Origin of the sequence: Allobaculum sp. JKK-2023 (assembly GCF_034745455.1) — a bacterium.
Classification (GTDB): Bacteria; Bacillota_I; Bacilli_A; order Erysipelotrichales; family Erysipelotrichaceae; genus Allobaculum.
In genome coordinates this window covers 733,653-747,777 of record NZ_JAYERV010000003.1, presented here as the reverse complement: position 1 = coordinate 747,777, position 14,125 = coordinate 733,653, and the positions used below count along the sequence as shown (strand labels likewise).

Here is a 14,125-nt window from a genome sequence, read left to right as displayed (position 1 = left end):
AATGTCCAGGAAGCTCATGAGTTTTGATTTTGATAGACAGTTTTTCGAAATCATTGAGATAGGTGTATTCAACAGAAAACTTATGGAACCTCTTAAACAAAATCATGTATGGTAGAAAAAAGTCTGCGGCTCCTACCGTTATGGCATGGTGATGGCGGACAAGGGGGATTTCAATTCGAAAAGGAGCGGAAGATGTCGATCTTTTTGCAAATCCAGCCGGTATCGACTACACTTTGACTTGATTAGTAAGGAGAAATGATTGTCATGACAAAAAAAGTCAGAACGCGGTTTGCCCCATCCCCAACCGGATATATGCATATCGGCAACCTGCGGACCGCATTATTTGAATATCTCATTGCCAAACATGAGAACGGCGATTTTTTACTTCGAATCGAAGATACTGACCAGGGTCGTAAAGTCGAAGGTGCCGTTGACATTATTTATAAAACCCTCAAAGACGTTGGCCTGAACTGGGATGAAGGACCAGATATCGGCGGCGACTATGGTCCTTACGTTCAGTCTGAACGTTTAGGCATGTATAAAGGCTATGCCGAAGAGCTCGTGAAAACCGGCCACGCTCACTATTGCTTCTGCTCCGAAGAAGATATTGAAGCCCAGCGCAAAGAAGCTGAATCCCTGGGCATTTCCTTCAAGTTCCAGGATCCATGCAAACACCTGTCCAAAGAAGAAATCCAGGCCAGACTTGATGCCGGTGAACCTTATGTTGTCCGTCAGACCATTGCCAATGTTGGTGAAACTTCCTTTGATGATGAAGTCTATGGCCACATTGAATTTGACGGCGACCTGCTTGATGAGCAGATCCTGTTAAAGTCCGATGGTTTCCCGACTTACAACTTTGCCAATATCATCGACGACCACACCATGAACATCTCCCATGTTGTCCGTGGGAATGAATACCTGTCTTCTACACCAAAATACAACCTGATCTATGATGCCTATGGCTGGGATCGTCCTACGTATGTTCACGTGCCCCCTGTAATGAAAGATGAACACCAGAAACTGTCCAAACGAAACGGTGACGCTTCCTTCCAGGATCTGGTGGCTAAAGGCTATTTGCCAGCTGCAATCATCAACTACATTGCCTTGCTTGGCTGGGCACCCCCTACGGAACAGGAAATTTATTCTCTGCCAGAATTAATCGAAGTCTTTGATGTAAAACGAATTTCCAAGTCACCGGCTATTTTCGATATTGATAAGCTGACCTGGATGAATGGCATTTATCTGCGCAATATGGATGAGGACACTTACTTCGAAACGGTTCGTCCATATCTTGAACGCGCGATAAAAGGCCCATATGATCTCAAAGAAATTGCCAAGATCATTCAGCCAAGAATTGATGTGCTGACTCAGATTGAAGAATCTGTAGACTTCTTCGATAAACCTGGCGACTATGATCTGGAAATGTATCGTCATAAAAAGATGAAATCCACTCCAGAATCCGCGCTGACTGCTTTAAAAGCTGTCCGCACTGCACTGGAAAATCTGGAAGACTGGACAGAAGAATCCGTTCATGAAACCCTCTTGGCTTTGCCAAAAGAAATGGGGGTAAAAAACGGTGTTGTTCTCTGGCCTGTTCGGACTGCCCTTTCTGGTAAACAGTTCACGCCAGGCGGAGCCATTGAAATTGCCTGGATTTTAGGCAAGGACGAATCCTTACGCCGAATTGATACGGCCATCGCACGACTCGAAGCGGCTTTAGCTTAGTTTTTTCTGCCGAACTCAATCCTGGATTGAGTCCGGCTTTTTTTGAAAATGATCCATTCTTTGCAGGCTGGTGCATCTGTTCAATTGGATAGGCCAATGATAGGCCAATGGCTGCCTGATTCTCTTGCCAGGAAAGCAGATGGATGCATGCTGAAAAAAATTGCGAATGGTGATTTTGAAAGGAAGGGAAGTATGAGCTGGGAACAATTTCTTCATAACAATTTTCTGATTAAACTGCTGGCCGCAATCGTCGAGCTGATGGTGGGCTATTTTTTAGGTCCGTTCATCAAAAAACAGATTATGCGGCTGCACAACCGCAGGGGCGTGGATGAAGGGGTTCTGACCTTTACTGGCTCTTTTGCGAATATCTTTATCCGGATTCTGGCTGTGATCGTTGCTTTAGGCCAGATCGGTGTCGACATGTCCGTAGCGGTTGGTGCTTTTTCGGCGTTAGGCCTGGGCATTTCGCTCGCTTTGAAAGACAACATGGCCAACGTAGCCGGAGGCCTGGAAATTCTGATCACCAAGCCTTTTAAAGTTGGTGACTATATTGAATGCAATTCGCTGGAAGGAACCGTCCAGTCCATTGAAATCATGTTTACAACCCTGGTTACCTTTGACAATCAGGAAGTCGTAATTCCCAATGCAACCCTGATTGCCAATCCGGTCACCAATTATTCTGCATTGCCAACCAGGCGGATTCTGATTCTTGTTCCGCTGTCTGTTCAGGATGATTATGAACGTTTCCGCCAGGATCTGACCGAGATGCTTCAGAAAGAATCCGGCGTTTTGGCCAATCCAGCACCAAAAACGATTGTCGGTGATTATACGCCAGATGGCATGGGCATCCAGATCAAGGTGATCTGTTATTGTCAGACCGATAATTATTGGGATGTTCTGGCCGATCTGAAAGATAAAATTGAACAGCTGCGCAAAGCCAGTGCGCTCAATCCGCCAGTTGATCTTGTGCAGGTGCTGAAATGAACCTGTATCTCTATTTCAAGGCCCCGGCTATTCAAAGTTACGCTCTGCCAGGCTGGGCGAAAAGAAAAGGCCGTCAACTGATTTTTGCGATTCGAAAGACCAATGCGCCCATTGAAGAGCAGGAAAAGCTTATCGGCCAGATGATCCATGATCTTCACCAGCCACAAGCCAATGAAACCTTGCTGGAACAGATACCGGCCAAAGTGGCTGGTCTCAAGCAGAAATACGCCGCATCTTCTTTTGGGGCTGGCCGCGAGCTGGCAGATTTTCTGTTGTTTGCACCGTGCTGGATTGGATTGTACCAGACGCTTTTTATTCAGGGGCTGGAACAGCACAACCTGCTGGCAGCCATGCCTTTTGGTCTGGAAAACATTGCGCAGACCATTGGTGCGTATGTGGTCGTGAAGCTTTTGATTGAATGCCTGCTTCGTTTTGAAGGCGGCTGGAAGCGCTGGCTTGGGCTTGGCAGCCTGTTTGTTTTGTATCTAAGTGTGATGGGTGTGGCAAGGTTTCTACCTGGTAAGCTTTATGTTTCGCCAATCAGTGTTATTCTGTTGAGTGGTATCGTGTTTTTTCTTGGCTTTGAACTCCATCGAAAACTCTTTGGAGCTGTCCGCCAAAAAGAACGCGTCATCTGATCCAGATTTCGGGAAATAAAAATCTGGACTGAAGAGGAAAGAAAGTATGTCGCAAATTGTATCCAGACAGGATCTCTTGCTTTCAGCAATCGTACTGGTTGTGGCGATGCTGATGATGCTGATCCCGTTAAAGTGGTTGTCGCTGATCACGACGCCATTTTCCATGCGGACCTTTGGAATCCGCAAAATCAAGCGCTGGCATTCGCGCACCGATACCCTTGGCAATCTGATGCTCTGGATCAGCCTGATTTTCTGTGTCGGGTTTCCATGGATCCCCTACAGCCCGCTGATCTATTTGTTCTGGCTGACCTTTACGTGGCTTTGCACCGTTTCAAGAGCCGTGCGGATGAGCCAGGTCCGCTTGCGCTCCATTAAGATTCAGGTGATCTTCTTAATCAACCTGATCTATGGAGTGGGGATTCTGGCTGGCTTTGGTTTTTACAATGACTATGTCTTATGGGTTCGCTCCTATGAGTACGCCAATCTGGTTGTGGCCGGTGAAGCCTTGCAGCCAATGTTGTACCTGACTAACTCTGCCCCTGCCGCGTATCTGGTGCAGGTTCTGATTCTGGCCGTTCCGGTGATGAACCTGTGGGGCCAGTTCAAGTACATGCGTCTTGAAAATACCTTCAAGGCAGCCAACATGTTTACCTACTGGATGAAATCCCTGCTGGTTCTGGCTTTAACCGCCGGACTGGGAATTTTTGGCGGGGAAGGCCTGCATCTGATTTACCAGCATCAGGATCCGGTGCCCATCTATTCCATCGTCCCGATGGAACGTCAGGATCTTGAAGATGTGCCAGCAGATGCTGCCAATCCTGAAGACCAGGCTGCTGATCCCAATGCCGGGCAGACGGATCCGAATGCAGATCCCAACGCCCAGCCGACGGATCCAAATGTCGATCCCAATGCGCAGCCGGCTGATCCAAACGCGGATCCCAATGCGCAGCCAGTCGATCCGAACGTCGATCCCAACGCCCAGCCTGCAGACCCCAATCCAGAGATTGTGGATCCGAATATCGATCCAAATGCCGTAGATCCTTACACCGCCCCAGTTGACCTTTACGAGGGCGAAGGATATTAACGAAGAAAGATGAAAGCAGTTTTGCCTGAATGCGCCAAGCACAGGCAAAACTGCTTTTTTTGATGGGTTTCTGGATGATCACTGGATCTCTGGATTTGATGATCGCCCGAGCCGGAATGAAAAAAGAAATTTCAAATTAAATGCCCGGATTCTGTTGGTGAGAAGAGAAAAATGTTGGAAAAGTCAGAGAATTGTGTTGAGAAACTCATCGCAGTTGTAGATAATACTTGCGATATCGATGAGTTTTAAAACGCATCAAAAAAAGAAAGGATATACAACTTATGAAAAGAAACTTTACAGCCCTGATGGCTGCGGTTCTGGTCGCTTCCATTGTCAGCACTCCAGCAATGGCCCAAGAGACACCTGCTGCGCCGATTGTAGAAATAACCCAGGAAGCCGGCACGATTGATCTGGCACAAGAGATTCCTGATTCCAGCCTGCGTGCTGCGGTGTTTGAGGCTTTAAACGGCCAGGCTGAGTTGGATGGAACTCCTGTTACCCAGGATGCTCTGGATAAAATCACTTATTTGGCTACGTCGAATCAGGGCATCAGCACGCTTCGCGGGATTGAGCTGCTGCGCAAGCTGAAAATTCTCAACTGCTCTGGCAACGACCTGACCATTCTGGAGGGCGTTGAACAGCTGAAAGATTTAGAAGTTCTTGACTGTTCCAACAACAAGCTGGTGGAACTCAATCTTGCTGGCAACAAGAAACTCAAAACGCTTGACTGCTCCAATAACAACCTGACCACGCTGGATTTAAGCCAGAATATCAATCTGGAAAATCTGACTGCAGGCGGAGATGGACTCACGACTTTGCTTCCCCCTGGAATTGAAAAACCAGATCCAGTTAAACAAGTGGAAATGGCCCGCCTGTACAATCCAAACAGCGGCGAACATTTCTATACCGCCGACGAAGCCGAAAAGGCAGATCTGCTCAAACGCGGCTGGCAAGATGAGGGACTGGGCTGGATTGCTCCTGACAAGACGGATTTGCCGGTGTATCGCCTGTACAATCCAAATGCGGGTGATCATCACTACACCATGAGCACCGAAGAAAGAGATGCCCTCAAATCCCTGGGGTGGAAGGATGAAGGGATCGGCTGGTATTCCATGGAAGAAAAGAGCGGCGTCCCAATTTATCGTTCTTACAATCCAAACGCGACCAAAGCCGGAGCCCATCATTACACTTCATCAATTGCCGAACAAAACCAGTTAAGCATCTTGGGCTGGAAGGATGAGGGCATTGCCTGGTATGGCCAAAAGTAGAACTCAAAAAAACAGACAACTCTTTGAAAAACAAAATTAAAATCCGGATCAAAAAAGGATCGGCCCAGGTGTTGATCCTTTTTCAGTGGAAAAGAGAAATAGAACAGAGAAGGGAAAAAAGGGAGTCGGTCCAGAAAGCAGAATTCGGATGAAATCATCCGCTTTCCATCCTCAGAAAGTCCGATTCTTACCACTTACGGGGAACTTTCCTATAATAAAAGGCAGAAAGAAGGTAGTTTATGATTCCAAACAGACTGCAGCTGCTTCGGCAGAAAATGGCAGACCATGATATTCATGCATTAATCATCCCGACTTCAGACTTCCACGATACCGAATATGTCTGTGACTATTTCGGCGCCCGCAAGCACTTCTCCGGCTTTACCGGCAGTGCCGGCGTCCTGGTTGTTCTCGATGACCAGGCTGGACTCTGGACTGATGGCCGTTACTTTATTCAGGCCGCTAAAGAACTCCAGAATACTGGCGTGGATCTGATGAAGATGGGAATGAAAGAGACCCCCTCGATTTCCGATTACATTCTTGAAAACGTAAACCCTGGCCAGAAAGTTGCCTTTGACGGGCGTTGTGTAAGTATGCAGGATTTTGAATCCTATCAAAAAGACTTTGCGGATAAAGATCTTGAAATCGTCACCGATCTTGACCTGGCAGGGGAAGCCTGGCCGGATCGTCCAGCCCTTCCGGCTTCTCAAACCTTCCATTACGAAGACAAATACACGGGTAAATCGGTCGAAGACAAATTAGCCGAAGTCCGAGTCCTCATGAAAGAGAAAGGGGCCAGCTCCCATGTCACTTCTAAAATCGACGAAGTGGCCTGGCTGTATAACTTGCGTGCGGATGATATTCCAAGTTTCCCGGTTGCTTTAGCCTATACCCTTCTGCGAGAAGATGGCGGGGCTTTATATATTGATGATTCCCGTCTGGATGAAGTCAGCCGCAAACTTCTCGAAGACAATGGCATCGAAATCAAACCGTATGATGCGATTTATGAAGACGTGGAAACACTCGAAGGACCAGTCCTTTTAGAAAAAGACTTCATCAACTCCCGGATTGGCCGGGCAGTGAAGGAGCCGCTTTGGGATGACAATCCAATTCAGCTGCTGAAAGCCTGCAAGAACCCGGTTGAAGTTGAAGGCTTTAAAGAAGCGCACAAACGCGATGCGGTTGCCATGATCAAATTCTGGAAATGGCTCGAAGAAGAAATGGCAGCTGGCCATTCGGTCACTGAAATCAGTGCCAGAGGGCATTTAGGTAACCTGCGCAGGGAACAGCCAGAATTCCTGGAAGATTCCTTTGAAACGATTGCCGCTTATGGCCCAAATGCTGCTATGGCTCACTATCATCCTGATGAAGAAAACCCGGTTCCACTCGAAGCCCGCGGTTTCTTCCTGGTCGACTCTGGCGGCCACTACTTACCGGGAACAACCGATATTACCCGGACCTTTGTCATGGGCCCGATTACCGATGAAGAACGCGATGGCTTTACCCGTGTCTTAAAAGGTCATATCAATCTGGCCAAGGCTGTCTTCATGAAAGGCGCCCGCGGTCTGAATCTGGATCTGATGGCCCGTGGACCCTTGTGGGAAGTGGGTCAGGACTTCAACCATGGTACCGGTCATGGTGTTGGCGCGATGCTCAGTGTCCATGAAGGCCCAAATGGCTTCCGCTGGAAAGTTGTACCTGAACGGAAAGACTCCTGTGTCCTGGAAGTGGGTATGGTGACTTCTGACGAACCAGGTCTGTATGAAGAAGGCAAATTCGGCATTCGTCATGAAAACCTGCTCGTTGTGGCTCCATACAAAGAAACCGAGTATGGCGAATTCTTGAAACATGACGTTCTGACCATGGTTCCATTTGATGTTCGCGGCCTGAATCTGGATCTGATGAACGACGAAGAAATCAACTGGCTCAACAACTACCACAAGACTGTCTATGGCACCATCGCCCCGCGTCTGAGTGAAGAAGAGGCTGCCTGGTTAAAAGAAAAGACTGCACCGATTCATCGCTAATCGATACAGTCTGATACTCTGACTTTGGATCGAAAACAGGCCAGATTGAAACCTTCCAGCCGATCTGGACTGGATTGAATTGGTCTGATCAAGCAGAATGAACGCAAAGAGGCATCTATTGTTTTGGATGCCTTTTTTTGGCGGCTGGAAAGGAGAAGAAATGAAAAAACGTGTCTTTGAATTTACCTGTCCAAACTGCGGCAGTTCCTTTTTCATGGCCCGGGATACTTACCTGATCAAAGATGCAAAATCTCTGGACTATTCCAGACTCAAGGACCATACATATTTTCGCCATCAGTGCCAGAAATGCGAGGTGCTTTTTGATCTGGATTATCCTTTGATCTACCGGGATGGCCAGCGGCGATTCAGTCTGGTCCAGGCCCAGTCGCTGCCCGAAGGGATGGCAGGCCAGGTGGTTCTGACGAAAAGTCCGGCCCAGTTTCTCGATGCTTTTTCGATTCTGGATCTGGAACTTGATCCCAGAAGAGTACTGCCGATTCTGATTGCGCTGCGCAAAAGCCATGGTGAAAATACCTATCTTTTCGATTTTGATGCCCAAAACCATCTTCTTTGGTTCCAATCACCGGATGGACCGCTGACAGTCGGGTATTATTGAAGTCAAACTCACACAAACCGGTAAAATGGAAGCATCAAATAAGGAGATTTGAATATGAAGAAATTTTTTGACGAATTCAAAGAATTCATTTCCCGCGGCAACGTCATGGATATGGCTGTTGGTATCATCGTGGGTTCTGCTTTCACCGCTATTGTGACTTCATTGGTGAATGATCTGATTATGCCTCTGGTTGGTATCATCACGGGTGGTATCAACATTTCTGACCTGGCCGTAACCGTAGGGACTGCCGACCTGAAATATGGTTCGTTCTTACAGGCAGTGATCAACTTCCTGATTATTTCTTTCGTTGTCTTCAGCATGGTCAAAGCCATGAATGCAGCGAAAAACAAAGCCGAAGCGCTTGCCGGCAAGAAAAAAGCCGAGGAAGAGAAAAAAGAAGAAGAAAAACCAGATCCCCAGATCGTTCTGCTTACCGAAATCCGCGATCTGCTCCAGAAAGAAGAGAAATAACCTCGACTCTCAAATTTGGATTCTGACCAGAATGAATCCATTCTCACAATTCATCCAACAAAATCTAACCAACAAAAAAACGGATGGCTTTCCTGATGGAAGGCCATCCATTTTTTTGAACCCATATTGGAATGATTAACCTGAAATCGATGAAACTTGAAATCAGAAAGGACACGGGGTCTGCTTTAAAGAGAAGTGCAGATTTTGAGTGTTGAATTGAGGGGAGTACTGGACTCAGACTTGCCGGGGATTACTGGTTCTGGTCCTGGTGTTCTAAAAAGAAGCGGGTTTCCATCAGACGCTTGGCAGCCTGGCGGATGGTGAAACTGTTGACCACCAGAGCCAGGCGGACATAGCGCCGGCCTTCTTCTCCTAACGCATTGCCGGGGGTAACCAGAATGCCGGTATCATTGAGCAGCTTTTTAGCAAAGGTATAGGAGTCTTCATATTCATCTGGGATTTTCGCCCAGACAAACATCGTTCCGGCAGGCAGATGAATCGGCCAGCCGGCAGCGGTAAATTCCTTTTCGATCAGTTCACGGCGGGCCATATACGTTTCACGGGTCTTCTTGACAATATCCTTGCCGATTTTAAGGGCCGTAATGCCGGCGTATTGAACCGGAATGAAGATACCATAATCCAGATTGGACTTAAGCTTTTTGTATTGGGCAATGACTTCTTTATTGCCGCAAAGAACGCCAAGTCTGGCCCCGGCCATCCCATACGATTTAGAGAAAGAATTCAGCTCAACACCAACTTCACTTGCCCCCGGGAAGGATAAGAAACTCTGACCGGGTTCGCCTTCAAAGACAAGATCGGAATAGGCATTATCATAAACAACCAGGATCTCGTTGTCGTGGGCAAAACGGATCAGTTTTTCAATAAACCAGTCTGGAGCCGTAGCGCCGGTTGGATTATTCGGGTAGCAGACAATCATCATTTTGGCTTTGCGGCGGGATTCTTCATCAATCGCATCAAAGTCAATGAGAAAGTCGTTTTCTTCTTTGAGCGGCATGTAAATGATGTCAGCCTGCGCAATATGGGGAGCATCGACATAGGCAGGGTAGTAAGGATCCTGGATCAGAATGCCATCATGCGGATTGCAGTAAAGCAGCGGCAGGTTGACTAAAGCTTCCTGGGAGCCTTGCAGCAGACAGATTTCATCCTGTTCGAGATGGACACGATAACGTGTCTGGTACCATTTCTGAATGGCTTCAATCAGCTCTGGCAGAGGATCTACCGCATAGCGGTAATTGCCTGGATGTCTGGCTTCGATGCATAACGTCTGAATGACCGAAGGCGCAGGCGGGATATCGGGAGAGCCCAGGGTGAAATCCAAAACCCGGGTTCGGGTATTCTTTTCAAATTCCTCTTTTTCAGCGCGCAGATCGGTAAAGACCGATGTCTGCAAAAAATCCATTCTTCTGGCAATGTCCATAAAAAACCTCCAAAGCATCTGCCTGATATGCAGCAGGTCCATACGACAGATGCACTGTGTTCATTCTAACAAATCCCCCCTTAAAAAGTTCTGAATGTTTTTCTTGCCTTTTCAATTCGTTTCCGTTATTCTGTTCTCTAGTTTTGCAGTTTTTAGAAGATAAAAAGGCCAAATGGCTTAATTTAAAGCACTTTTGGCCTTTTTTACTTGTGCACGAACTTGCGTAACATTTTTGCCTTTCGAATTTTTCAAAAATTTTTTTAAATTTTGTAGAGTAATCACTTCTCTATCTACATTATAGTTAAAAATATCTATAAGTCTGTCTGTTATTACGTTTCTCTCAAATGATGGCACATAATAATCGTTCTTAAGGCGATGAACATTCATTTGTCGGAGTGTTTTAAAAATTTCAAAGCAGCTATCCATGCTTTCCAGATATTGCTCCAGAATTCTGTAGACTAACAGAGCTATGAAGCAGATTAGCAGGTGTCCTTTGATAGCTTCTTCCCGGCTAACGTAGATTGGTCTGCTTTCAAGTTCTGACTTCATGATCATGAAACTTTCTTCAATCTCCCAACGGCTGTGATTAGCTGCCAGTATTTTATTTACATCATCATATAAAAGATCTGTTGCCACGCAATAAAATCCATCATATTGAGCTTCTTCATCGATTCTTGCCTGGTCCAGTTCATAAATTTCGTGATCTGCAACTTCTCCTTCCTGGGTGACGCTCGTTTCTGAGATGTAATATCGTGGATCACGGTTATTATTACTCTTCTTCACTTTCCCCTGTTTAATCAATTTCCTAGCTCGTTCCAATTTCTTTTCACGTATAAATTCATTATATTTCTTATATTTTGTGTTGTATGTAACGACAATGCGTTCCGTCAGCTTCTCCTTTTTTCCGGTTAACTGAGACTTCTTCTCAGTTTCCATCCAAATCTCTTTATAGAAAGTAAGCCGTTTTGTTTCATATTTAATTCCGTCTATATTAATTGTATCCTTTAAGTTATTAATCGAAAACTCGCCTTTAAAGCCGCTTAACTTCCAGCCGTCTGGCTTCAAAGCCCACTCTTTATAATTATTCCTGAGTTTTTTTATAGACTGAGTGACGATATAGGCTCTGTTTTTCTTTCGGTCGTTATAAACCCAAATAATTCATGGCTTTTTTCACAAAACCATTTTTCGTGTTTTGTCTTCAAAACGCAAACAAATCTTTCTCGATTCGGTTATCCACATTGTTTCCGGTGGAGGGGGGTACTTGATTTTTTCAAAAATGACGGGCAAAAACTGGTCGAAATCGCATATAACAACCTTTTGTCCACGACAAAAAGACAGTCCGAAGACTGCCGAATATAAAATTTTACTTTATTTAAAATATATTCAACACAAATGAGCGGCTATCCATCCGATTGTCCTGGACTTTTGCAGATATCGGGTGAATCTGTCGGCATGACGAAATGAACTGGCAATCTTCAAGTGAAAACTTCGCGCATGAAAGCTCAGCCTTGAAGCAACTTTCTGATACTTTTTCCGGAATGAGCCACATGTCATATTCTGATCAGCACCTTCCATCACCCGGAACTGGAAAAAGTGAAAAAGGTTATAGGCAAGGCATTTCAGAAGAAATTCAAAGGCATTGGCTTCAAATGAGCGATGCGAAAGCGTATTTGCCATGAAGTCACTTTTCAACTCCTTGGTGTAGTTTTCACTGTTGCCTCTCTGACAATAGAAGTCGATGACCTGTTTTACGGTCATGTCTTCGATATTGGTGATTACCGCAAAAACATGAGGGACCAGCAGAAGCTGAGCCTGCCCTTTCTCATCCTCTTCTTCGGTGAAATAGAGCTTAAAACAGACCCTTCTGCTTTTTGAAGAGTTGGACATCTGATAGCGGATTTCTCCATAAAAAGGCTTAGCTGAAGTATAAGTGCTGTCTTCTTCGTGATCGGAACTGTCGTAGTAGGCATCCTGACATAAGCTTTCAAGTCTGTCTGTTCCTTTGGCTCTGATGGCATAACGAACTGGATTGAAACGGCCTTCAAACAGATCCATCAGGCTGCCCGAGTAAAAAGCAGCGTCTCCACGGAACATGATAATCCGTATTTTGCCAGCTCCAGTACAGTCAGGCAGTCGTTTGAGGACTTCGGCCATGATCGATTCAGCTTCGTCGGCAGAATAAGTGGATCCAGGACGCAGCCATGCCCCAACAAGGGTTTTCGAGTTGTATTCGTTAATGACAAATGGATGATATCCAGTCTGACTATAGTGATGGATCCATGCAGCCCCTTCCTGCTTTCCATAGGTATCGGTTTTTGTCGAATCGGCATCGAGAAGAATATCGTCCTGGTTAGAACTGATAAACTGACAGGCCTGATCCATAAAAATCGGCCAGAAAGCATTATTCGTATCTTCACAGACACGGCTGAAAAAACGGCTGACAGAGCTTTGGGAAGAAATCCCCTGAAAGTACTGACAAAGAATTGGATCTTTGGCAAGAACCTCCTGATCAGCCTGAGATGAATAACCAAGGAGATACTTGAAAACCTGCTGGCTCATCAAAGAGAAGTTGGAATTTTTCTGATGGCAGGATTGCCTTTCGTCCGAAAAAGGAAGGTCTGCATAAGGCTGAAGAAGTGAATTAGAATTGATGAAATCGAGAGGGAGAATTGCACCGGTGTCGGAAGAAAGATCCCCTCCATTAAATGAAATGTTGCATTCAGGAATAAAACCGGCCATACTGTTGTTCAGGGTGTGTGTCATTGTTCAAAATCCTTTCTTGGTTGTTTGTGCGAATAACATTGTACAGGAATGATGAACGATTTACACTCACCTGATTGGTGAAAAGCAAAATGGCCGGAAACACGTTCTTTAAAGGTGTTTCCGGCCATTTGTCGGTTTTGATGAATTGTTCAGGATAAATCTTATTTTCAAATCCATTCAGTCCGGCATCTGCACATACGATAAATTTTGAGTCTTTAAAATCGGCGTCAATTTTATCCTCGAGAGTTCTAAGTGAAGCTTGTTCATTCTGATTGCCATCAAAGACGATATCTGCCAGGGGGATTCCCTTTGAATCCATAAAAAGACCGTACTGAACAATCGGATTCGGACGATTTTCCTTACTTTTGCCATACTTTCTGAAATCATCTTCATCTTCTGTCTCGTAATAGAAATTTGTGCAGTCGTAAAAGAGAACGGTGGTATCCCTTTCGCATATTTTTGAACTTTGGTCATAAAGCTTTGACTCAATGAAATATCGTTCTGAAGACAGGATTGGGAGTGATCTATAAATATCATCGAGGGAATAAGTTATCGGGTCGAAGAATTTTTTTACTTCGCGAAATACAGATCGCTTAGATCCCGGGAAAACGACTTGAGCACAAACAAGATCAGAAACAATCCTTTCCAATGGAAATTTAAATTGATATTTGGCTTCTATTTCTTCACAAATTCCTTTTATGGAGAGCATGTGAAGAATTTTATTTGGAAACAAGTATCCCACGTTGTAGATTGGAGCATCCATTGGAATCTTCTTGTTTTCATCGAGAACGACATTAACAAGATTTGACCCAGGTGCTTTTCGTTGATCGTCTTTTTCTTTAGCCAGCTTTTTTAAATGAGCAACAACAACCGAGGGATCATTGGTGTTCAGTTTTTTAAACCAGTAAGTCTGGTTGCCCAGTTTTTCGACAACTTCTGTAGACCGTTTCTTGGTCTCTGGATTTGTGTAGTCTGAGATTATAAAAAACGAAACAGAATTTTTTGATTTAGATTGTTTGAGCCGATACGACATATGATCACCCTATTGCATCATATAGAATTACGAAAAAGTACGCATTTTAAATGACTGAAAATTTGACAACAAAAAAAGTCT

12 protein-coding genes are annotated in these 14,125 nt (G+C 45.3%); 8 read left to right on the top strand and 4 right to left on the bottom strand.

Annotation, left to right across the window (positions count from 1 at the left end):
• Window positions 1-264 precede the first annotated feature (264 nt).
• From gltX to mscL, 8 genes are all read left to right on the top strand, one after another.
• Window positions 265-1,725, top strand: a complete 1,461-nt coding sequence (gene gltX, locus U4956_RS03085) for a glutamate--tRNA ligase (protein WP_323088972.1) — start codon at window positions 265-267, stop codon at window positions 1,723-1,725.
• Window positions 1,726-1,917: 192 nt separating this feature from the next.
• Window positions 1,918-2,709 carry a mechanosensitive ion channel family protein gene (locus tag U4956_RS03080; protein WP_323088971.1) on the top strand — a complete coding sequence of 264 codons (792 nt, stop codon included), beginning with the start codon at window positions 1,918-1,920 and terminating at the stop codon, window positions 2,707-2,709.
• Complete coding sequence (locus U4956_RS03075) at window positions 2,706-3,347, top strand: hypothetical protein (protein WP_323088969.1); 642 nt, start codon at window positions 2,706-2,708, stop codon at window positions 3,345-3,347. Before U4956_RS03080 ends, U4956_RS03075 begins: the two co-directional genes overlap by 4 nt.
• 46 nt (window positions 3,348-3,393) lie before the next feature.
• Window positions 3,394-4,431, top strand: a complete 1,038-nt coding sequence (locus U4956_RS03070; RefSeq protein WP_323088967.1) for a hypothetical protein — start codon at window positions 3,394-3,396, stop codon at window positions 4,429-4,431.
• Window positions 4,432-4,712: 281 nt separating this feature from the next.
• Window positions 4,713-5,699 (top strand): leucine-rich repeat domain-containing protein, encoded by a 987-nt coding sequence (locus tag U4956_RS03065; protein WP_323088966.1) that lies wholly within the window; start codon window positions 4,713-4,715, stop codon window positions 5,697-5,699.
• A 239-nt stretch (window positions 5,700-5,938) separates the two neighbouring features.
• Complete coding sequence (locus U4956_RS03060) at window positions 5,939-7,723, top strand: aminopeptidase P family protein (protein ID WP_323088965.1); 1,785 nt, start codon at window positions 5,939-5,941, stop codon at window positions 7,721-7,723.
• Window positions 7,724-7,883: 160 nt separating this feature from the next.
• Window positions 7,884-8,339 (top strand): hypothetical protein, encoded by a 456-nt coding sequence (locus tag U4956_RS03055; RefSeq protein WP_323088963.1) that lies wholly within the window; start codon window positions 7,884-7,886, stop codon window positions 8,337-8,339.
• A gap of 54 nt (window positions 8,340-8,393) precedes the next feature.
• On the top strand, window positions 8,394-8,810 hold the full coding sequence (gene mscL / locus U4956_RS03050; RefSeq protein ID WP_323088962.1) for a large conductance mechanosensitive channel protein MscL: 417 nt from the start codon (window positions 8,394-8,396) through the stop codon (window positions 8,808-8,810).
• 250 nt (window positions 8,811-9,060) lie between these two features.
• On the opposite strand, the gene U4956_RS03045 is transcribed toward mscL, so the two are convergent.
• The 4 genes from U4956_RS03045 to U4956_RS03030 all read right to left on the bottom strand — a co-directional run bounded on the left by U4956_RS03045 (window position 9,061) and on the right by U4956_RS03030 (window position 14,044).
• Window positions 9,061-10,248, bottom strand: coding sequence for a pyridoxal phosphate-dependent aminotransferase (locus tag U4956_RS03045; protein WP_323088961.1), 1,188 nt, complete (start codon window positions 10,246-10,248; stop codon window positions 9,061-9,063).
• A gap of 177 nt (window positions 10,249-10,425) precedes the next feature.
• Window positions 10,426-11,313, bottom strand: coding sequence for a hypothetical protein (locus U4956_RS03040; protein WP_323088960.1), 888 nt, complete (start codon window positions 11,311-11,313; stop codon window positions 10,426-10,428).
• 318 nt (window positions 11,314-11,631) lie between these two features.
• Complete coding sequence (locus tag U4956_RS03035; protein ID WP_323088959.1) at window positions 11,632-13,011, bottom strand: IS1380 family transposase; 1,380 nt, start codon at window positions 13,009-13,011, stop codon at window positions 11,632-11,634.
• The gene (locus tag U4956_RS03030; RefSeq protein ID WP_323088958.1) at window positions 12,968-14,044 is read right to left on the bottom strand and encodes a hypothetical protein; all 1,077 of its coding nucleotides are present in this window, start codon (window positions 14,042-14,044) and stop codon (window positions 12,968-12,970) included. Before U4956_RS03030 ends, U4956_RS03035 begins: the two co-directional genes overlap by 44 nt.
• Window positions 14,045-14,125: the final 81 nt, after the last annotated feature.